Source organism: Xenorhabdus sp. KJ12.1 (assembly GCF_963876495.1).
In the GTDB taxonomy this organism is placed as follows: domain Bacteria; phylum Pseudomonadota; class Gammaproteobacteria; order Enterobacterales; family Enterobacteriaceae; genus Xenorhabdus; species Xenorhabdus stockiae.
Window position 1 is genome coordinate 1 of sequence record NZ_CAWNQH010000023.1, and the last position, 594, is coordinate 594.

The following is a 594-nucleotide window of genomic DNA, read 5'->3' on the forward strand; positions in this document are numbered from 1 at the left end:
CCTTTATCACCATACAAACAGCCTGTTAATCCTTTTGTCAGCGCTTTGACTGGCTGGCGATCATCCGTGTTTCCTGCGGTGAGTTTCACGGCTAACAATTCGCCGCAATCATCGATAACCAAATGAAGTTTAAAGCCATAAAACCAGCCGGTACTGGTTTTTCCTCGTTGTGCCATGCCCTCAAATACCCGATGACGGGGAATACGAAGGTTATGACAAACGGCAATTTGGGTGGAATCAATAAAAGCGATCCCTTGAGTTGTTACCTTACGTGACGACAGAAAAGCGCATAAAGGGATAAGCGTCCTTTTCTTCAGGGTAAGCATACGGGTATAACTGACTAATCCGGGAAAGTCGTGGATAAGGTATTGTTTTACATGTTCATTATAAAACGTTTTAAAATCACGATAATGGCTCATATGGAATAAAATGAGGATCATCATGATTTCGCTGAGAGCAAGGGACGCTTCGCGGTGTCGTTTACGTAATCCGTTTTCAATGAGTTGTTGATGCCAGAGAGGGATAAATTTTTGACAAAAGTCATCGACGCAGCAGTAAAGTTCTTCTAAATTATACATGCCTGAGGATCTCCAC

At 42.8% G+C, this 594-nt stretch carries 1 protein-coding gene; it reads right to left on the reverse strand.

The annotated features are described in order from the left end of the window. The coding region (locus tag AACS92_RS03030; RefSeq protein ID WP_099112041.1) for an IS982 family transposase at nt 1-578 on the reverse strand (578 nt) is incomplete at its 3' end. Between the last annotated feature and the right edge of the window lie 16 nt (nt 579-594).